Origin of the sequence: Pseudoflavonifractor sp. An44 (assembly GCF_002161675.1) — a bacterium.
In the GTDB taxonomy this organism is placed as follows: domain Bacteria; phylum Bacillota; class Clostridia; order Oscillospirales; family Oscillospiraceae; genus Enterenecus; species Enterenecus faecium.
In genome coordinates, this window is sequence record NZ_NFIH01000002.1 from 97254 (window position 1) to 117282 (window position 20029).

Annotated in this window: 17 protein-coding genes and 1 other RNA gene; 8 read left to right on the plus strand and 10 right to left on the minus strand. The window is 57.7% G+C overall.

Going from position 1 to position 20029, the window contains the following annotated elements; all coding sequences use genetic code 11:
* Positions 1-243: 243 nt before the first annotated feature.
* The 5 genes from B5F98_RS01525 to B5F98_RS01545 all read left to right on the plus strand — a co-directional run bounded on the left by B5F98_RS01525 (position 244) and on the right by B5F98_RS01545 (position 5153).
* Positions 244-1098, plus strand: coding sequence for a PRD domain-containing protein (locus tag B5F98_RS01525; RefSeq protein WP_158096731.1), 855 nt, complete (start codon positions 244-246; stop codon positions 1096-1098).
* Positions 1085-1579: a PTS glucose transporter subunit IIA gene (locus tag B5F98_RS01530; RefSeq protein WP_087230092.1), complete on the plus strand. Its 495-nt coding sequence runs from the start codon at positions 1085-1087 to the stop codon at positions 1577-1579. Before B5F98_RS01525 ends, B5F98_RS01530 begins: the two co-directional genes overlap by 14 nt.
* A gap of 33 nt (positions 1580-1612) precedes the next feature.
* Positions 1613-3235: a phosphoenolpyruvate--protein phosphotransferase gene (gene ptsP, locus B5F98_RS01535; RefSeq protein WP_087230095.1), complete on the plus strand. Its 1623-nt coding sequence runs from the start codon at positions 1613-1615 to the stop codon at positions 3233-3235.
* Positions 3232-3492, plus strand: coding sequence for an HPr family phosphocarrier protein (locus B5F98_RS01540; protein WP_087230097.1), 261 nt, complete (start codon positions 3232-3234; stop codon positions 3490-3492). The genes ptsP and B5F98_RS01540 overlap by 4 nt, the downstream gene beginning before the upstream one ends.
* Positions 3493-3635: 143 nt before the next feature.
* Positions 3636-5153 carry a PTS transporter subunit EIIC gene (locus B5F98_RS01545; protein ID WP_087369322.1) on the plus strand — a complete coding sequence of 506 codons (1518 nt, stop codon included), beginning with the start codon at positions 3636-3638 and terminating at the stop codon, positions 5151-5153.
* Positions 5154-5298: 145 nt separating this feature from the next.
* Here the strand turns inward: B5F98_RS01545 and B5F98_RS01550 are convergent, their stop codons facing one another.
* The 10 genes from B5F98_RS01550 to murD are packed head-to-tail and all read right to left on the minus strand — an operon-like array spanning position 5299 to position 17907.
* Complete coding sequence (locus tag B5F98_RS01550; protein WP_087369323.1) at positions 5299-7353, minus strand: ATP-dependent helicase; 2055 nt, start codon at positions 7351-7353, stop codon at positions 5299-5301.
* 23 nt (positions 7354-7376) lie between these two features.
* Entirely contained in the window at positions 7377-8246 is an 870-nt protein-coding gene (locus tag B5F98_RS01555) for a DNA/RNA non-specific endonuclease (RefSeq protein ID WP_087369324.1), read from the minus strand.
* Positions 8236-9414 carry an aminotransferase class I/II-fold pyridoxal phosphate-dependent enzyme gene (locus B5F98_RS01560; protein ID WP_087369325.1) on the minus strand — a complete coding sequence of 393 codons (1179 nt, stop codon included), beginning with the start codon at positions 9412-9414 and terminating at the stop codon, positions 8236-8238. Before B5F98_RS01560 ends, B5F98_RS01555 begins: the two co-directional genes overlap by 11 nt.
* 18 nt (positions 9415-9432) lie before the next feature.
* Positions 9433-11454, minus strand: a complete 2022-nt coding sequence (ligA, locus tag B5F98_RS01565) for an NAD-dependent DNA ligase LigA (RefSeq protein ID WP_087369326.1) — start codon at positions 11452-11454, stop codon at positions 9433-9435.
* Positions 11455-11479: 25 nt separating this feature from the next.
* Positions 11480-12136 carry a sporulation protein YunB gene (gene yunB / locus B5F98_RS01570; protein WP_158099743.1) on the minus strand — a complete coding sequence of 219 codons (657 nt, stop codon included), beginning with the start codon at positions 12134-12136 and terminating at the stop codon, positions 11480-11482.
* A gap of 47 nt (positions 12137-12183) precedes the next feature.
* Positions 12184-13434 carry a methionine gamma-lyase family protein gene (locus tag B5F98_RS01575; protein WP_087369328.1) on the minus strand — a complete coding sequence of 417 codons (1251 nt, stop codon included), beginning with the start codon at positions 13432-13434 and terminating at the stop codon, positions 12184-12186.
* A gap of 5 nt (positions 13435-13439) precedes the next feature.
* The gene (locus B5F98_RS01580; protein WP_087369329.1) at positions 13440-14444 is read right to left on the minus strand and encodes a M42 family metallopeptidase; all 1005 of its coding nucleotides are present in this window, start codon (positions 14442-14444) and stop codon (positions 13440-13442) included.
* 15 nt (positions 14445-14459) lie between these two features.
* Positions 14460-15485 (minus strand): M42 family metallopeptidase, encoded by a 1026-nt coding sequence (locus B5F98_RS01585; protein ID WP_087369330.1) that lies wholly within the window; start codon positions 15483-15485, stop codon positions 14460-14462.
* Positions 15482-16519 carry a M20/M25/M40 family metallo-hydrolase gene (locus B5F98_RS01590; protein ID WP_242954871.1) on the minus strand — a complete coding sequence of 346 codons (1038 nt, stop codon included), beginning with the start codon at positions 16517-16519 and terminating at the stop codon, positions 15482-15484. Before B5F98_RS01590 ends, B5F98_RS01585 begins: the two co-directional genes overlap by 4 nt.
* Positions 16516-17907: a UDP-N-acetylmuramoyl-L-alanine--D-glutamate ligase gene (gene murD, locus B5F98_RS01595; protein ID WP_087369331.1), complete on the minus strand. Its 1392-nt coding sequence runs from the start codon at positions 17905-17907 to the stop codon at positions 16516-16518. The genes B5F98_RS01590 and murD overlap by 4 nt, the downstream gene beginning before the upstream one ends.
* Positions 17908-18011: 104 nt before the next feature.
* On the opposite strand from murD, the gene rnpB reads away from it, so the two are divergent.
* The 3 genes from rnpB to B5F98_RS01610 all read left to right on the plus strand — a co-directional run bounded on the left by rnpB (position 18012) and on the right by B5F98_RS01610 (position 20015).
* An RNA gene (gene rnpB, locus B5F98_RS01600) (RNase P RNA component class A) lies at positions 18012-18363 on the plus strand.
* Positions 18364-18600: 237 nt separating this feature from the next.
* On the plus strand, positions 18601-19314 hold the full coding sequence (locus tag B5F98_RS01605; protein WP_343219382.1) for a radical SAM protein: 714 nt from the start codon (positions 18601-18603) through the stop codon (positions 19312-19314).
* On the plus strand, positions 19311-20015 hold the full coding sequence (locus B5F98_RS01610; RefSeq protein WP_087369332.1) for a queuosine precursor transporter: 705 nt from the start codon (positions 19311-19313) through the stop codon (positions 20013-20015). The genes B5F98_RS01605 and B5F98_RS01610 overlap by 4 nt, the downstream gene beginning before the upstream one ends.
* Positions 20016-20029: the final 14 nt, after the last annotated feature.

Sequence of the window (20029 nt, forward strand, 5' to 3'; positions counted from 1 at the left end):
TGAGTCCGGTCTTATCTCTTTTGTCTAAAATACTATTGACAAATCCAAGCTTATTTTATAATATTTATCCAGTAGCTTGGATTGTTACCGCATAGGCGGGCAAAACCGGGACTCACCTTGACGAAATTACAGAGCTGATGTGTCTGGGCGGTGCCCAATTCTCTGTTACGGGTGAGGCCTGGTTTTTCTCTTTTTTCGTCCTTTCGATTTCCGTTCAGAGGAGGAATTACGGTGGTATTCCATGTGCTTAAAACGATCAATAATAACATTGTTAGCTGCTTAGACGAGAACAAACAGGAACACATCGTCATGGGACGCGGACTTGGGTTTGGTGTCAAGCAGGGCGCGGTGATTGATCAGGAGCGCGTGGAAAAGGTGTTCAGCATCTCCAATCCCGCCAATCTGGAACAGTTGAAGGACCTGCTGGCCCGCTGTCCACAGCCTCAGGTAGAGTTTTGTACAGAGCTGATTCAATACGCCACTCAGGTGCTGGATCATCCCCTCAACGAGGGAATTTATCTGACGCTGTGCGACCACATCTGCTTTGCCATCCGCCGGGCGGAATCCGGTATGGGGTTTACCAATGCCCTGCATACGGAAGTCCGTCTGTTTTATCCCCAGGAGTACAACATCGGCTGTCACGCTTTGACGGAGATTCAGCGTCGTTTCAACGTGACGCTTCCCCAGGACGAGGCGGCCTCCATTGCCCTACACCTGGTCAACGCTGAGCATGAGATGTCTCTGGGTATTACCTTAAAGGTCACCCAGGCGCTGGGCCAGATGCTGCATACGCTGGAGTCCAATGACAAGTTCCATTTGGATCGAACCACCATCTATTATGATGAGTTGGTCATTCATCTGAAGTTCTTGGCATTGGACCTCTATTCCCCCCGGGATACTCTCCCGGCAGACGAGCAGTTCTCTGACCTGATTATGCAGGCATTCCCGCAGGACTATCATCTGGCGGAAATCCTCACCAAGGAGCTGGAAACAGCCTGCGGAAAAGAATTATCCAAGGAACAGAAAGCCTATCTGGCTGTTCACTTACACCGCATCAATAAAGGAAAAGAAGGAGTGAAGGAACATGGGACTATTTGACAAATTGCTGGGCAAGTCTTCGCATGCAGACGATCTGGTGATCTACGCCCCGATGGACGGAGAGGCCGTTCCGGTCAGCCAGGTCAACGATCCTACGTTCAGCGAGGAGATCCTGGGCAAGGGCATCGCCATCCGCCCCACTGGCACTCAGGTGGTTGCTCCCTGTGACGCCACCGTGGAGATGATGTTTGACACCGGCCACGCTGTGAGCCTCCAGGCTGACAACGGTGCTGAGGTGCTCATCCACGTGGGACTGGACACCGTGAACCTGAAGGGTGCCCACTACACCGTTCACGCCGCCAACGGCGACAAGGTGAAGAAGGGTCAGCTGCTTATCACCTTTGACCGTGAGGCCATCAAGGCGGACGGTTACGACACCATCACCCCCATGGTGATCTGCAATTCCGATAACTTTTCCACTGTGGAAGGACACACTGGCCCCGTGAAGGCTGGCGATGTGCTGCTCACTCTGAAAAAGTAAAAAAAGAAATCAGATAAATTTAGGAGGCACATTATGATACGAGGTTCGGGATTGCCGGTTTGCTCCGGCGTGGCCATTGGCCCAGTTTATCTCTATCGCAAGGGGCAGGCCACCCTGCCCGTCTCCTGCGGCGACCCCGCCGTGGAGCAGCAGAAGTTTGACAAAGCCAAGGAGGTTGCTCTTTCTCAGCTGCAGCACCTGGTGGATCAGGCCACTAAGGAGCTGGGCGAGGAGCAGGCCATGATTCTGGATGTCCAGATGATGATGCTGGACGATCTGGACTATCTGGAGAGCATCCAGGCCAAGATCCAGAACGGCCTGGGCGCCGCACAGGCTGTCAAGCAGACTGGTGAAGAGTTTGCCATGGACTTTGCTTCCATGGACGACTCCTACATGCAGGCCCGTGCTACGGACGTGCGCGACGTGTCCACCCGTGTGGTCAACATCCTGTGTGGCGGCAGCTCCGGTTTTGAGATGGATCGGCCCGGCATTCTGATTGCCGAGGACCTGACTCCCTCTGAGACCGTTCAGCTGCCTAAGGACAAGATCCTGGCTTTTGTCACTCAGCACGGTTCCGCCAACAGCCACACCGCCATTTTGGCCCGCATCATGGGTATCCCCTCCCTGGTGAAGGCTGACATCGCCATGGATGACTCCCTGAGCGGTCAGATGATGGTGGTGGACTGCATCGAGGGCAACTATTACATCCAGCCCGACGATGAGACGCTCAAGACCATGACCGAGAAGCGCGAGGCCGTGATTCGCCACCAGCAGGAGCTGGAGGCCTACCGTGGTAAGCCCTCCGTGACCCGTAATGGTCAGAAGATCAAGCTGTACGCCAACATCGGTAACCCCTCCGACGTGGAGCACGTCATCAAGGGCGACGCCGAGGGCGTGGGCCTGCTGCGCAGTGAGTTCCTCTACCTGGGCCGCGAGGACTATCCCACCGAGGATGATCTGTACCAGGCCTACCGCAAGGTGGTTGAGGGCCTGCAGGGCCGTCCCTGCGTCATCCGTACTCTGGATATCGGTGCGGATAAGCAGGCTGACTACTTCAACCTGGACGCCGAGGAGAACCCCGCTCTGGGTTTGCGCGGCATCCGTATCTGCATCCGCCGTCCCGAGGTGTTCCGCACTCAGATGCGCGCCATCTACCGCGCCAGCGCTCACGGCCCCGTCAGCGTCATGTTCCCCATGATCGCCTCTGTCTGGGAAGTCAAGCGTGTGCGTGAGATGTGCGACGCCTTCCGCAAGGAGCTGGAGGAACAGGGCATCCCTGTGGGCGAAGTGGAGCACGGCATTATGATCGAGACCCCCGCCGCCGCCGTCATCAGCGACGAGCTGGCCAAGGTGGTTGACTTCTTCAGCATCGGCACCAATGACCTGACCCAGTACACCCTGGCTGTGGACCGTCAGAACCCCTCTCTGGAGGAGTTTGGCGATACCCACCACCCCGCCATCATGCGTCTGCTGCGGATGATTGCCGAGAACGCCCACAAGGCTGGCATCTGGTGCGGCATCTGCGGCGAGCTGGGTGCCGATCCGTCTTTGACCGAGACATTCCTGGATATGGGCTACGACGAACTGTCCGTCTCCCCCACCCGGGTGTTGGAACTGAGAAAGAAAGTTTGTGAAAGTGAGGGAAAACCCCAATGACTACCTTTACCTATGTGATTCAAGATCCCCTGGGCATCCACGCCCGTCCCGCCGGCCAGCTGGCTAAGACTGCCGCTACCTTCGCCGACTGTGACATCAAGGTTTCCGCCAACGGTCAGACCGCCGATGCCAAGCGCATCATGGGCCTGATGAAGCTGGGCGCCAAGCAGGGCCACACCCTGACCATCACCTGCGAGGGTGGTGACGAGGCCGCCGCTGCTGCCGGCATGGAGGCCTTCCTGAAGGAGAACCTGTAAGAGGATTTCTCCTGCATCTTAATTCGCATACTCCTGCATTCTTTTTGGGTGTAAAATAGGTGGCCGATGTGGGCAACGGCCACCTAAAATAAGGGTCAGCGGATGCTGACCCATACATCTATTGAGGGAGGGTATCATTTATTATGATGCGATTTTTACAACGTCTCGGCAAAGCATTGATGCTGCCCGTGGCAACTTTGCCGATCTGCGGTATCCTGATGGGTATCGGTTACGCTCTCAGCCCCAATGCTATGCAGGGCGGCGCTATTGAGGGCGCTCTCGAGATTATTGGTTTCTTCCTGATCAAGGCCGGTGGCGCTCTGATCGACAACATGGCTATTCTGTTTGCCATCGGTGTCGGCGTCGGTATGGCTGATGACAAGGATGGCACCGCTGGTCTGGCTGCTCTGGCCTCTTGGCTGATGATCACCAGCCTGCTGAACACCAATGTGGTGGCCACCATTGCTCCCCACATGCTGCCTCTGAATGCTGAGGGTGTCATCGATACCACCAGCACCAACTATGTGGCTTTCTCCAAGGTCGCCAACCCCTTCATCGGCATCCTGTCCGGTCTGATCGGTGGTCTGAGCTACAACAAGTTCAAGAACACCAAGCTGCCTGACTTCCTGTCCTTCTTCAGCGGCAAGCGCTGCGTGGCCATCGTGGCTGGCGTGATCTCCGTTGTGGTTTCTGCCATCCTGCTGTTCGTGTGGCCCGTGGTGTTCGGCGCTCTGGTTGCTCTGGGTAAGGGCATCGCTAGCATGGATGCTGTTGGCGCCGGTCTGTACGCCTTCTTCAACCGTCTGCTGATCCCCACCGGTCTGCACCACGCTCTGAACAACGTGTTCTGGTTTGACACCATCGGCCTGGGCGACCTGTCTGCTTACTGGGGCTCCCTGGTTCAGGGTGACACCATGGCCAATGGCACTAAGATCACCTGGTCCGTCGGTATGTACATGTCCGGCTTCTTCCCCTGCATGATGTTCGGTGTTCCCGCTGCTGCTTTCGCTATGTATCGTAGCGCTAAGCCCGAGAAGCGCAAGGTTGCCATGGGCATTCTGCTGTCCGCCGCTATCGCCTCCTTCGTGTGCGGCGTGACTGAGCCCTTCGAGTTCGCTTTCATGTTCCTGGCTCCCGGCCTGTACGTTGTGTATGCCGCTCTGTACGGCATCTTCGTGGCTGTCACCACCATCGTGGGCTTCCGTGCCGGCTTCTCCTTCTCCGCTGGTCTGACTGACCTGGTCTTCTCCTCCACTCTGCCCGCTGCTAAGAACACCTGGATGATCATTCCTCTGGGCGTTGCCGCTGCCATCATCTTCTACGTTGTGTTCCGCTTCGCCATCACGAAGTTCAACCTGAAGACTCCCGGCCGCGAGGATGACGATCCCGATGAGGTTTCCGACGGCGCTCTGGCTAACAATGACTACACTGCCATTGCCAAGGCCGTTCTGGAGGGCCTGGGTGGCGCTTCCAACGTGACCACCGTGGACAACTGCATCACCAGACTCCGTCTGGAGGTGAAGGACTCCAACCTGGTCAACGAGAAGGCCATCAAGGCTGTCTCTTCCGGCGTGATCCGCCCCAGCAAGACCTCTGTTCAGGTCATCATCGGGCCCAAGGTCCAGTTCGTGGCCGACGAGTTCAAGAAGCTGGTAAAGTAATTTTTACCAAAACCCCCAAAAAGAATGCTTTTCATGAGAGAAATCTCATAGAAAGATTCCCTGTCCTACAGCCCACTGTAGGACAGGGTTTTTTTATTCGTGTAAGTTATAAGAGCACAGTTCGAGATCATCTCGAACTGTGCTCTTATACTTTGGTCAATAGGCCATTTTTCACTGTGGTGGATAGGGAGAACTTCTTCTCCCCTGCTTGCGAAAAGAAGATGGTCACAATGTCCTGGGATAGATCAATGATCTTCCCTTCCCCGTATTTTTTATGCCGAACCTTTACGCCCGGATGGAACATGGCCGCATGGACTTTAGCCGCTTGCTCCTTTGGCGTAATGGGAGGGAACAGCTCCTGAGCAAACGCAGAGGGTAACTCCTGCGCCTTGTAAGAGAGCACCCATAGAGAGTCCTGTGCTCGGGTCATAGCCACATAGAAGAGCCTGCGCTCCTCCTGGTAGGTATCAAAGTCGGGGTCCTCTGCGGAGACATTAAATACTTTGGGGAGAATCCCGTCTACCACATCCATAAGGATGACGTGAGGGTACTCCAAGCCCTTACTGGAGTGGATGGTGGACAGGGTGACGACACTCTCCTGCTCGGTATTAGGGCCCTCCTGCATCAGCTGATACAGGTCGCTTAACCGGTCTAGCAAATTCATAGGTGTGGCTTCTTGAAAGCCTAACGCCTCCAGAATCTCTGCTTTGCGTAGATCACCACCGCGATCTTCCACATACCTCCCGTACCCCATGTAGTGGACAATGCGATGAATGGCCCGGTGGGCTGGTTGTTGCAGCAGGTAGGAAACATGGGATTGTAGAGCTGCACACTGCTTTCTAGACCATGGGGAGAGCATGGTGCACTTGGACAGATACTCCAGGATGGTTACCCCCTCCCCTTCACATCGATTGACCGCCTCTACTGCGGCCAACCGGGTGATTCCGGCCCCAAGCTTGTAGTATAGATCCAGAAAGAGCTCCCCATTGCATGGCTGGGCGGCAAAGCGAATGATGTTACAGATATCCCGCACCACCCGATGGGTGAAGAAGCCACAGTCCACTTGACGGCACCGATAGGGAATCTGCTGGCGCTGGAAGAGATCGATGAGGGGGATGACACTGTCGTTGTCCCGATAGAGAATGGCGATGGGATGGGTGGCTCTCTTCGCCACAGTGGCCAGATAGGCATACTGGCTGGTTCGGTTCTGCACCATCACTTGACGAATGCTGGGCCCGGTGCGCCCTGTGGAGACCATGGTCTTAGGGTGGCGGTTTTTGTTCTTCTCAATAAACGTCTGAGCGGCACTGACAATCTCTTTGGTAGAGCGATAATTGGTCTCCATGTACAGCACCTGCGCCTTGGGATAGAGCTCCTGAAAGTGGAGCAGGGCCTGGGGATAAGCTGCTCGAAAGCCATAGATGCTCTGGTCCTCATCTCCCACCATGAACAGATTTCCACTGCTTTGGGCCAGGAGGGAGATGATGGCGTGTTGGATTTTAGAGGTGTCCTGGGCCTCATCCACACAAAAATAGCGGTAGTGAGTCTGGAAGCGCTGGAGCACAGGGGGGCAGCGCAGGAGGATTTGACGGGCATAGACCAGTTGATCATCATAATCCATCTTTTGCTGTTGTTGCAGGGCCTGACCATAGGCGTGGTACAGGGCGGGAAAATCGGTCACACCTTCCACTTCCACCTGTGCCAGCTCCTGCTCAGAGGTGATCATCTGGTTTTTTACATAGGTGATGGCGGTTTGTACCGCCTTGATGGTACTCTCTGTAGCATATTCTCCAGTCAGACGATGGTAGAGGGTCCCAATGAGGGAACTCTGTTGGGAAGCCTGTTCCATCAGGGTGTAAGCTTTCCGTCCGGTGATGCGCTCATAGCAGGAAATGATGCGGCTGCATACCCCGTTGATGGTGCGAAACTCCAGCCGCTGGGCTACCTCTGGCCCAAAGAGGGTGGCAAAGCGTTGCCGCATGTCCTGAGCTGCCGACACGGTGTACGTCATGGTGAGGATGGACTCCGGAGGTATGCCACGCCCCAGGACCATGTATCCAATGCGGCTGACCAAGACGGTGGTCTTGCCGCTGCCTGGAACGGCCAACAGCAGCACCGGGCCATCCAGAGTTTGGACGGCTCGCTGCTGCTGTGCATTCAGGGACAGCCGATAAGTATGCAGAAATTGCGTCAATGTCATATGTATCTCCATGGTGGATCAGATTATGGGTGACATAGGCCACAGGGGGAGTATCCCTGTTCCACCAGTGCCGCTCGGCTGCCCTGATAGTCCTGGCGGTTGGAGCCATTCATATCCCGCACCCCAGAGCATTCTGGCAGGTGGAACTTTTTTGAGCTGGTATTGAGGACATAGTGGGTGGCGGTTACTTCTGAGGTCCAGCTCTCCCCCGTGGCGTAGTCAATGGTAATGCCAGGCTGGACGTTGTAGACATACACGTTAAAGCATACGCCCTCTCCCTGGTCCTCTACGGACCAGGCTTCCATCTGTACCCCGGAGGCCACCAGGTTGTCCCCTTGGAAGATGGGAGTGACTCGGTAGAGTACGTGGTGGTCAGTCTCCTCTACATAGTCCGCCACCTGGTTTTCAAAGGGCAGCATCCCCTCCACATTCATGTATCGAGTGCCTGTGATGAGGTTTTGCTCGTTGGCGTTCTCCCCTGCCAATTGAAAACCAATGAGGTGACAGCGGTTGTAGAGGTATTTCCCATCCACATTGTCATAGGTGACGGTGTGCCAGCCGGAGGGCTTTACTTGGCCAATGGAACCACGTTCCTCGGTGGGCATCAACTCCGTGCAGATGTTGGCGTAAGCCACCCCGCAGCGGTCCAGCTCATCTAAGGGGGCGTAGGTCTCAAAGGCCTGGGTGGTGAAGTCGGAGGAATCAAAGTCAGGGACGTTTTCTTGTAAGAGCACATAGGGCTGGTCTGTGTAAGGAGGGACGGTCTCCAAATCATAGCTGACCACCTGGGCGGTGGGGGTGGGAGTTGGAGCAATCTCTGTGAGAAGAGAGCAGCTTGACAAGGAAAGGGCTGCCAACACCCCGGCGAGGAGAAGGGATACGTTACGCTTCATGGTTCAGCATCCCACTTTTCGCCACAGCAGATACGATCTCCTGCATCACGGGCACGGGCTGCACCAGGGCAAAGCGCACATGCCCCTCACCCAGCTGGCCAAAGGCGGCGCCAGGGGTGCACAGCAGCCCGGAGCGCTCCAGCAGCTCGAAGCAGAAGTCCACGGAGTTGTGATATCCCTTGGGCAGGGGTGCCCATACAAACATGCTGCCCTGGCTGTCTGGCACATCCCAGCCAATGGAGCGCAGGCCACCACAAAGGGCGTCCCGCCGGGCCTGATATTCCGCCTGGTTGCGTGCTACGCTGTCTTGGGGGCCGTTGAGGGCAGCGATAGCGGCGTACTGTACCGGCAGGAAGATGCCGTAGTCGATCTGGGAGCGCAGCCGACGGAAGGTCTGGATGATTTGACGGTTGCCCAGCACAAAGGAGATGCGAGCACCGGTGAGGTTGTAGGTCTTGGACAGGGAGTTATACTCCACCCCCACCTCCTTGGCTCCCTGGTAGGCCAGGAAGGACTTCCCCACCCGTCCGTCAAAGATGATGTCGGAATAGGCGTTGTCGTGAAGAATGATGATATTGTGGGCCTTGGCGAAGGCGATGAGCTTGTGGTAGAACTCGTCGGGAGCGGTGACGCACACAGGGTTGGCGGGATAGGACACCACCATCATCTTGGCTCGGTCTGCCAGCTCCGGTTCTATCCCGTCCAAATCAGGAAGGTAGCCGTTTTCTTCCTTCAGCGGGTAATGGACGATTTCTGCCCCACATAGGGCGGGGCCCATTTCAAAGATGGGATAGCCGGGGTCAGGTACCAGCACCACATCTCCTGGGTCACACAGAGCCCAGCCGATGTGGGTCAGCCCTTCCTGAGAGCCGTAGATGCTCATCAGCTCATCCGTCTCCAATTCCACGCCGTAGCGGCGCAGATACCAGCGCTGGACTGCCTCCACCAGCTCCGGCAGTTCGGTGAGAGAATAGCGGTAGTTGGTGGGCTGGCTGGCCGCCTGGGCCAGGGCTTGTACCACGTGGGGGTCTGGGAGAAAGTCCGGGGTACCAATGGACAGATTGTACACCGGAAGCCCTTGGGCCAGCCGCTGCTGGCGGCGTTCATCCAAGACATTGAAAATACCAGGCTGGAATTCTTCCATGCGCTGGGCAACGTTGAGTTTCATGAAAGGATTACCTCGATTCTATTTCTGGGTGGTGAGGTCGGTGAGAATGGGCTGGTACTGCTGGGGGTCATCGCTGACGAGCTGGAGAAATTGGGCCTCATCCAGGACGGGAATGCCCAGTTCATTGGCCTTGCGCAGCTTGGAGCCTGCCGCCTCTCCAGCAATGACACAGCTGGTCTTTTTGGACACAGAACCGGATACCTTGGCTCCCAGGGTCTCCAGCATTCCCCCAGCCTCCTTGCGGGAGCAGTGGGACAGCTCGCCAGTGAGCACAAAGGTGAGGCCTGCCAGACGGTCTCCCACGGGGGCGGCAGTGCTCAAAGTGTTCACCCCTGCCTGGGCCAGACTGTGCATCAGGTGCTGGCTCTGGGGGGAGGAAAACCACGCCGTGAGATATTCAGCGGTGATGGGACCAATGTCATCAATGGCGGTGAGCTCCTCCACCCCTGCCTGGGCCAGCGCCTCCAGAGAGCCGAACTTGGCGGCCAACACCTTGGCGGCCTTCTGTCCCACCTGGCGAATGCCAAAGGCGAAGAGTAGCTTGGAGAGATCGTTGGACTTGGAGCGCTCAATGGCGGCCAGCAGGTTCTCTGCTGACTTCTGGCCCATCCGGTCCAGAGCGGCCACCTGGTCCTGCTGAAGCTGGTACAGGTCTGCGGGGGTGTGCACCAGTCCGGCCTGGACCAGTCCTTCCACCACTGCAGGCCCTAAGCCCTCAATGTCCATGGCATCTCGACTGGCGAAGTGGGTCAGGTTGCGCAGCAACTGGGCAGGACACTCGGCCCCGGTGCACCGTACGTGGGCCCCGTCCTCGTCCCGCACCACCGGAGCACCGCACACGGGGCACTGGTGGGGCAGCTCATAAGGTACGGTGCCCTCCGGGCGTTTGGCGGTGACCACAGACACGATCTCCGGGATGATTTCCCCTGCCTTCTGTACCACCACGGTGTCCCCAATGCGGATATCCTTTTCGGTAATGAAATCCTGGTTGTGAAGGGTGGCGTTGGTCACCGTGGTGCCAGCCAGACGCACCGGGTCCACCACAGCCTTGGGGGTGAGCACTCCAGTGCGGCCTACCTGCACCACAATGTCCCGCACCACGCTCTCCTTCTGTTCCGGCGGGTACTTGAAGGCGGCAGCCCAGCGGGGGAATTTTGCCGTCTCCCCAAGAGCCTCACGTTCAGACAAGCTATTTACCTTTACAACAGCCCCGTCAATGTCAAAGGGGTATTTCTCCCGCTGATCGCCCAGCTTCTGAATCTCCTTCTGAATCTCTGCCATGTCCGTGGACTTCACATAGTCAATGACTTTGAAGCGCAGGCCGCGCAGATAGTCCAAACTGTCGCTATCAGATGTAAAGGAGATTCCGTTTACATATTGAATGTTGAAAATTAGAATATCCAATCCCCGGGATGCGGCCACTTTCGGGTCCAGCTGACGCATGGATCCGGCGGCGGCGTTGCGGGGGTTGGCAAAGAGAGGCTCGCCCCGCAGTTCCCGTTCCTGGTTGAGGCGCTCAAAGGTTTTCCGGGGCATATAGACCTCGCCCCGGACGATGAGGGTTTCCGGTGCACCCTCCAGCACCATGGGGATGGAGCGAATGGTGCGCAGATTTTCGGTGACATCCTCCCCCACCATGCCGTCTCCCCGGGTGGCGCCCCGGACAAAGACGCCGTTCTCATACTCCAGAGCTACGGACAGGCCGTCCACCTTGGGCTCCAGCAGATACTCGATTTCTCCGCCTTGAGAGACCCTTTGATGAAACTCCATCAGCTCCTCAGGGGAAAAGACATCCTGTAGGGACTGGAGGGGGACCCGGTGCACCACCTGGGAGAAGCTGTCCAGGGGCTTCCCCCCCACCCGCTGGGTGGGGGAATCGGGGGTAATCCACTCCGGGTGGGCCTGCTCCAACTCCTCCAGCTGACGCAGCATGCGGTCGTATTCAAAATCGGAGATGGTGGGCTGGTCCAAGACATAGTACAGATAGTTGTGGTGGTTGAGCTCCCGGCGGAGCTGCTCAATTTGCTGCAAGGAATCCATATCCGTTGATCTCCTTTGTGATGAGTTATCCATTTTGTATATAGGTGTTTGGTACGGTGCCAATGAGAACCGTCTCAGCCAGACACACCGTGGTATCCACGGTGACAGAGGTGATCTCCCCAGGGATAAATAGGTGGACTGTGACGGAGATATCCATGAGCACCTGGTGATGGGTCTGATTGATCCCGGCACTGTCAAATTGGTTGTGGACTTGGGTCATGACGTCCCCCACCGAGTCGATGGAGACCCGAAGCTTGGGGCCCAGTCCGGAGAAAATCATCCATCCGGTAAGGTTGCCCAGGGGGACTCCAAGCTGCCCGGAGTCCAGGTCCTCCAGCTGCTCCACCAGAGCTTGGGTAATCTGATTACGCAGCTGGTTAATGGTGGCTGTGCGCCCAGTGACGGTGGTCAGACCGTCGCCGTCGGAAGGTTGCAGGTCCATCAGGTCATTGTAGCCTAAGTTCTGCTCCTCCATGCACTGGTCCACCACATCCGCCACCAGCACCGAGATGAGATTGGTGGCCTGGCTTACCGCCACCGTCTCCACTACTGGGCGCATACTCCGGGAAAATTGGAAGAAGACCACAGCGATGAGAAGCATGGCAATGAGGATGGGCAGCAGAATGAAACACAGAGGCTGCTGTTTCCACCGCCTCCAACGGCGGCGCAGCGGTACCGACACGACAATCACCCCCGGGGACATTGTATGCCCCCGGGGGCCTGACCCATTCAGTGACCCAGCAGCTCTTGAGCGGCCAGCATCAGACCGGCCTTACCCGACTCGTAGGTCAGGCCGCCCTGGAGATATACCGTATAGGGCTCCCGCATGGGGGCGTCTGCCGACAGCTCAATGGAGGCACCCTGAATGAAGGCACCAGCTGCCATGATGACCTGACAGTCGTATCCAGGCATATCCCAGGGCTCTGGGGTGACATAGGAGTCCACAGGGGCGCCGGACTGAATTCCCCGGCAGAAGGCTTTGACACCTTCCCCGTTGCCCAGGTGAATCATCTGAATGATGTCGTGGCGGGGTGCCAGAGAGTGGGGCTCGGTCTCATACCCCATCTGCTCCATGAGGGCGGCTCCGAACACAGCGGTTTTCAACGCCTGCGCCACAGTGTGGGGGGCCATGAACAGGCCCTGATACAGCAGACGGTTGTTGCCCAAGGTGGAGCCGCACTCCTTACCGATGCCGGGGCAGGTCAGACGCATAGCAGCCCCTTCGATGAGGTCGTGACGTCCGGCCAGATAAGCTCCGGTGGGGGCCAGACCGCCGCCGGGGTTCTTGATGAGGGAGCCTACCACCAGGTCAGCGCCCACGTGGGTGGGCTCCTTCTCCTCCACAAATTCCCCGTAGCAGTTGTCCACCAAAATGGCAACATTGGGGTTGTGCTGGCGAATGATCTCGCACATGTGGCCAATCTCGTCCACAGACAGAGAGGCCCGAGTGGAGTAGCCCTTGGAGCGCTGAATGAGCACCGCTTTCACCTTGGGGTCAGACACGGCCTGGGCCAGTCCCTCCAGGTCGGGCGTATTCTCCGGGGTGAGGTCCACCTGGCGGTATTCCACGCCAAAGTCCTTCAGGGACCCAGTGCCCTTGTCGGTGACACCGATGACACCCAGCAGGGTGTCGTAGGGAGCGCCTACGGCGGAGACCAGCACGTCTCCGGGACGCAGGCAGCCAAACAGGGCCGCAGAAATGGCGTGGGTGCCGTTGACAAACCCGATGCGCACCAGGGCGTCCTCAGTGCCAAACAGATGGGCGTAGATCTCGTCCAGCTTATCCCGGCCCAAGTCGTCATAGCCGTAGCCAGTGGTCCCGGCAAAATAGCTCTCCGCTACCCGATACTGGCGGAAGGCGTCCAGCACCCGCAGGGTGTTGGCCTCAGCCACTGCGTCAATGCGGGCAAACTGCTCTTTCAGCGTCTCCTCTGCCCGGCGGGCCAGAGTGAGCAACTCCTCAGAAAACTGTAAAGACATATTCCTTAACACTCTTTCTCTAACTTAGTTTGGGCCAGTGCGGCCACCAGCTCCACGCAGGCCTCCACATCGGTGGCATACACCATCTCACAGGGGGTGTGGGTGTAGCGACAGGGGATGGAAATGCCCCCGGTGCACACGCCGCTGCGGGTCTGATGGATGGCTCCGGCGTCGGTTCCACCCGCCTGGATAACATCTCGCTGGGTGGGAATGCCCTGCTTCTGGGCCAGCTCCATCAGAAGGTTTACCATCTTGGGGTGGCAGATTACCGAGCGGTCCATCACCTTCACCGCCGCCCCTTGCCCCGCCAAACTGCTGGCGGTGTGCTTGGCACCGGGAATGCCGTCCTCACTGGTGACGTCCACGGCGATGCCGTAGTCCGGGTCAATGGACCATGCGGCGGTTTTGGCCCCTCGTAAGCCTACCTCCTCCTGGGTGGAGAAGACAAAGTACACGTCGTTGGGGCAGTCATGCAGCCGCTCCATGGCCTGTAACAGCACCAGGCAGGAGCTGCGGTTGTCCATATAGGGTCCGGCTACCAGAGCACCCGCTGGAAAAACCGGGGTGTTGTACACCGCCACATCGCCAAGCTGCACCTGTTGTTCCGCCTCCTCTCGGGAGGTGGCTCCAATGTCCAGGTACAGGTCAGCCATGGTGCGCTTTCCCGGCGTGGAACCCACCTGGGCGGCGATGACGCCGCAGGTGCCGTTTTGAAAGCGCACCGGGGTGTTGACCACAGCGTCGGCGTGAACGCCGCCGATGGCTCCCACTCGCAAAAAGCCCTTGTCGTCGATGTGGGTCACCACCAGGCCAATGCTGTCCATGTGGGCGGAAAACATGAGCCGGGGGCCACTTCCCTTTTTGCGGCAAATGAGATTGCCCATGGTGTCCCGGGTGATCTCATCCACATAGGGGCGGGCCATCTCTTCTATGATCTGTGCCACTCCCCCCTCGGCCCCAGATGGGCCAAAGGCGTGGCACAGGGTATTGAGTGTATTGATCCATTCCATGTTGGGTTCCTCCTGTCAGCAATCCCCGGCAACAGACTGTAAAAACAGCCAGGCCAGTTCCAGCACCTGCTCCACATCGTTCATGTTCACTACACTGGCAGGGGCGTGAAGATATCGCACGGGGGCAGAGATACCGGCTACTCGCACACCGGACTTGGTGCGTTGAATGGCTTTGGCATCGGTGCTGCCCGCCACGTAGTGTTTCAGCTGCCAGGGAATGTGATGCTCCTGGGCCACGGCACGCAGGCGCTCAAACAGGTCCCGGTCATAGATGGTGCCCTTGTCCATCCAGGACAGCACCGGGCCTTGCCCCAAGTGGCAGATTTGAGCCTCCGGGTCCTGGCTGGGGGCGTCCACTGCGGTGGTGCCTTCCAGCACCAGGGCGATGTCTGGAGTCACAGAGAAGGCCGCTCCAAAGGCACCCCGGGTCCCCACCTCCTCCTGGACGGTGAAGACGAAGGTGCAATCCATGGGAAGGTCCCGACGCAGCAGCTCCAGGAGAACTGCGCAGCCAATACGGTCGTCTAAAGCCTTGGCCTTGAGGCATCCGTCTCCAAACTCCACACAGTCGCTGCGGAAGATGCAGGGGTCTCCCACCTCCACCAGTGTCTCCGCCTCTTCCCGGCTGGAAGCTCCGATGTCGATGTAGTAGTCCTCCAGTTTGGGGACCTTCTTGCGCTCCTCGGCAGTGGTCATATGGATGGCTTTCAGGCCAATGACGCCGGGGACCTGGCGGTCCCCCACCAGCACCTGCTTGCCCAGCAGCACCCGGCGGTCCATCCCCCCCACACAGACGAATTTCAGATACCCGTCCTCGGTGATGGAGCGGACCATAAGCCCCACCTCGTCCATGTGAGCACAGAGCATCAGCTTAGTTTCAGTGGCCTTTTCGCCCTTTTTGAAGCAAATCAGATTGCCCATAGCGTCCACATTCATGGTGTCCACATAGGGGGCGACCTGTTCTTTGATGTAATCTCGTACGGCGTCCTCAAAGGAGGACACACCGGGGAGGGCACACAGCTGTTTCAACAAATCCATCATACCTGTGCTCCCTCCTCTCCCAGCTTTCGGGTGAAGGCGGCCAACAGCTGAGCGGTCTGCTCCAGGTCAGCCAGGTCCACCACCTCCACGGGGGTATGCATATAGCGCAGGGGCAGAGAGAGCACCGCTGTGGCAATGCCCTCATTGCAAATCTGCATGCCCCAGGCGTTGGTTCCGGTGTCTCCGCCCATGACTTCCTTTTGGACTGGAATGCCCAGCTCTTGGGCTTTGTCCAGCATGCGACGGGTCATCCAGCGGGTCATATTGGGGCCAATGCCCACGGCGGGGCCGCCGCCCAGGTCATAGGCCCGACCTTTGGCGCTGTCCGGAGTGGCGCCATGGGTGACATCCACCGCCACGCAGAAGTCCGGGTCGATGGTACAGGTGCCTACCATGGCACCAGTACCCCCGGTTTCTTCCCGGGTGCTGCCCATGATGTACAAATCCACGTCCAGTTGCTCTAGGTTGAGCAATTCCACGGTACGCAGCAGAGCGGCGAAACAGGCCCGGTCGTCCAAAGCGCCGGAGCAAATCTTTCCACCGGCCAGCTCTAAAAAGCTCTCCCGGAACACCATTGGGGTGCCCACGGGAATCTCCCGCTCCACCGTCTCCTGAGAGAGGCCGGTGTCCACATAGTATTCCCCTAGGGCTGGGGCCTTCTCCCGGTCCTCCGCCGACAGTACATGGGGAGGCAGACATGCAATCACGCCCAGTCTGGGCGGCTGGGTAAGGATGGTTACCTCCCGGTCGGGGAGCATCCGGGGGTCTACCCCGCCGATGGAGGCAAAGCGCAGGTACCCGTCTTCTGCTCCAGTGACCATTAGGCCGATCTGGTCCAGATGGGCGTCCAGCAGCAGCTTTTTGGCGTTGGGGTTGCCACAGCGGCGCAGGCCGATGACGTTGCCCAGCCGGTCCGTCCACACCTCATCCATCCAGGGGGTGAGAAGCTGGGCGGCCAGGTCTGCCACGGGTGCCTCATAACCGGAGGGGCCTCCGGTCTGGCACAGGGTTTTGAGACATTCCAGGGTATTCAATGGGCGGTCACTCCCTCCAGGGCATTGACGTACTGCTTGAACTTGTTGCCCCGCTCCTCAAAGTTGCGGAAGCAGTCAAAGGAAGCGCTGGCAGGAGACAAAATCACCACGTCTCCAGGCTGTGCCACGTCGTGGGCGGTATGGACGGCCTGTTCCAGATTCTCGCAGCGCCGGATTTCGGGATTGCCAGGGGTGTAGTCTGGAGCCTGCTGGGTGGCCTGCTGGATTTTGTCCGAGGTGGCACCAGTGAGAATGAGACACTTCACGGATTTGACGATCTCCGGGCCCAGCACATCATAGGGAATGTGCTTGTCGTAGCCGCCGGCAATGAGAATTACCTTCTCCGAGAACGAGCGCAAGCCGGCAATGGTACGGGTAGGGCTGGAGGCGATGGAGTCGTTGTAATAGCGTACACCGTCCAGCTGGCGTACCAGCTCAATGCGGTGGGCCACACCGCCAAAGGACTTGGCGTACTCCCGAATGGTCTCATCGGACACCAGACCGTCCACAGCCGCAATGGCGGCCATGTAATTTTCCAGGTTGTGGACTCCGGGAATGAGAATGTCGTCGGCTGCCAGGATGGGGCGGGTGTGGTAACAGATCATCCCGTCCCGGACACAGACGCCCCGCTCCAGGCTCTTTTTGCGGCTGAACAGGGTAACTTCGCCCCGGGCCTGAGAGGCAAATCCAGCGGTGATCTCATTGTCTGCATTGAGCACCAGCTTGTCCCCGGTATCCTGATAGGCGAAGATGTTGCGCTTGGCAGCAATGTACTCCTCCATGTCCTTGTGGACGTCCAGGTGGTTGGGAGACAGGTTGGTGATGACAGCCACGTTGGGACTCTGACGCATGGTCATCAGCTGGAAGGAGGACAGCTCCAACACCACCATGTCGTCGGGACGGATCTCGTCCACCTCGCACAGCAGCGGATGGCCGATGTTGCCGCCCACAAAGGTGCGATAGCCTGCTGCTTTCAGCAGTCCGGCAATGATGGTGGTAGTGGTGGTCTTTCCGTCCGAGCCGGTGACTGCAATGACACTGCATGGACACAGGTCCAAAAATGTCTCCATCTCGGAGGTCAACTGTGCGCCTGCCGCCACGGCGTTGGCGATCTGGGGCAGGTCAGGCCGCACACCAGGGGTGCGGAAAATCACATCTGCCCCCTCCAGGCCGTCCAGATAGTTGGGGCCCAGGCTCACCTTCAAGCCCTTGGACTCCAGCTCAGACAGACCGTCAAAATCATCTCTCTCTCGTTTATCACACACACGGACCGTCAGTCCGGCCTGTAACATTTTCTTTACCAGCGGGGCGTTGGACACCCCCATGCCGATGACGGCAATTTTTTTACCCTTGAGTGAATTCAAATAATCCCATAGAATTGATTGCATGGACCGTTGCCTCCCTTTCCTCATAGGAGTAAAATGACATCAGATTATTATAACGCATAAACTCCCATTTGACAATCATGCAAAGTTGAAGTACAATCATAGAGCAAGTAAGCTGGACAGCCGCGTGGGCAGGTCGAAAGGCCGTCCATGAGGAAAGTCCGGGCTCCGTAGGGCAAGGATAACGGGTAACGCCCGCCGAAGGCGACTTCAGGAAAAGTGCAACAGAGATATACCGCCTTGCTTTTGCAAGGTAAGGGTGGAAAGGCGGAGATAAGCGCCCGCCCGATGACTGGGAACTGCTCATCGCTGTAAACTCTATCCGGAGCAACACCGTGGAAACGCACACAAAGCCGGCCCGGCTGCGTTGAGGAGGTGGCTGGAGTGCAGCGGCAACGCTGTGCCTAGATAGATGGCTGTCTTAAAGGACAGAACCCGGCTTACAGGCTCACTTGTACCAAAAACGGCTTGCCCCGTCCGGGGTGAGCCGTTTTTCTCTTGACAGGCGGGGAAAATCCGTTATAATAAAATCCGCAATTCCATAACAGACAGTTCGGAACCATCCTGTCTCTAAACAAAACTACGGGAAAGCCACAGCCTTGGGCTGTGGTGCGCTTTTGTGCGCAAACAACGAGGATGGTGTACGCTCCGAAACCGGAGGGTGCACCTTATTTTTTGTCCATGGAGGGATTCAAGGTGGAACTCAGTCGCTATTCTGTCATCGAAGATAAAAACCCGCGGGAAATTGTTTTGCTGCGGGGCCGGGGGTGCGCCTGGAAGCGGTGTCGGTTTTGCGATTACCATCTGGATGCCTCCCAGGACGAGGAGGCCAACCTGATTCTCAACCGGGAGGCGCTGTCCCATGTCACGGGGCGCTATGGCCGCCTGGAAGTCATCAACTCCGGGTCCTTTGCCGAGCTCCACCCCTCTACCCTGGCGGAGGTGGACCGGGTGTGCCAGGAGCGGGGCATCCGGGACCTGCATGTGGAGAGCCACTGGCTGTTTCGCAAGACCATTCCGGCTCTGCGGGAGCACTTTGCAAAGCTGGGGGTGACCCTCCACGTGAAAATTGGAGTTGAGACCTTCGATGCCGACTACCGGGAGCGCATCTTGGACAAGGGCATTGACGAGACGGACCCTGCCGCCATTGCTGCCCCCTTTGATGAGTGCTGTCTCCTCTTTGGCCTGTCGGGCCAGAGTGTGGAGGGCATGAAGCGGGACGTGGAGACAGGCCTTGCTCACTTTCACCGGGTTTGTATCAACGTGATGGTTCCAAACACCACCCCAATTCTTCCTGATTTGGAGGTTCGGGCAGCCTTTGTGCGGGAGGTCTACCCTCTGTACAAGGACAACCCCCGGGTGGACATTCTGTTGGAGAATACAGACTTTGGTGTAGGAGAGAAATTATGAGAAATGAACTGCTATTGATTGTCACCCTTTTGGTTCTATACGGCTCTGTGCTGCTGTGGTTTTTCCTGTTTGGCACCAGTGGCCTCATGTCCTTTACCGTCTTTGCCACCATTGCCGCCAACATCGAGGTGCTGATTTTGGTCCAAGCCTTTGGCATGGAGATGACCCTGGGCAATATCCTCTTTGCCACGACCTTTTTGGTCACGGATATTCTCAGCGAGATTGCAGGAAAAAAGCAGGCCCAACAGGCGGTATGGATTGGCATTGCCGCCAATGTTCTCTTTGTGCTGGTCTCCCAGTCCTGGCTGATGTATGTGCCCTCGGTGAACGACTGGGCTACTCCGTATATGCAGGCCATTTTCTCCAATACCCCCCGGCTTATGCTGGCCTCTCTGGCCGTGTACGCCATTGTCCAGGTGTTTGATGTGTGGCTGTACCACAAGTGGTGGGAGTTCACCCAGCGCCGCAGCGGAGATCGGCGGGCCTTTTTGTGGTTGCGAAACAACGGCTCTACCCTGATCTCCCAGCTGCTCAACGCTATTTTATACACCCTGTTTGCCTTCTACGGCAGATACGACCTGCCTACCCTGGTGTCCATTGTCCTCTCCAGCTATGTCATTTTCATTTTCACTTCTCTGCTGGACACCCCCATTGTGTACTGGGCTCGGCTCATCCACGAAAAGCGTCAGGCGGTTGGATAAATCTTTTCCCCTCC